This window comes from Crenobacter sp. CS_VA4, from assembly GCF_055597485.1.
Window position 1 is genome coordinate 1 of sequence record NZ_JBVMAE010000106.1, and the last position, 306, is coordinate 306.

General features: G+C 67.3%; 1 protein-coding gene. It reads right to left on the reverse strand.

The genetic code is table 11. The annotated features are described in order from the left end of the window. On the reverse strand, positions 1-306 hold a 306-nt coding region (locus ACZ2IA_RS22895; protein WP_470294890.1), incomplete at both ends, for an L-serine ammonia-lyase, iron-sulfur-dependent, subunit alpha.

The following is a 306-nucleotide window of genomic DNA, read 5'->3' on the forward strand; positions in this document are numbered from 1 at the left end:
CGCCAGACCGGCGAGCGAGGTTTCCTTGTAGGTGTGCTTCATGTCCTTGCCGGTCTGGAACATCGTCGCGATCACCGTGTCGAGCGACACCTTGTGCTGGCCGTCTTCCAGCAGCGCCAGCTGGGCGACCTTGATCGCCTGCTCGGCGGCGACGCCGTTACGCTCGATGCACGGGATCTGCACCAGGCCGCCGACCGGGTCGCAGGTCATGCCCAGGTGGTGCTCCATGCCGATTTCGGCGGCGTTCTCGACCTGTTCCAGCGTGCCGCCGATCACCGCGGCGTAGGCGCCGGCGGCCATCGAGCA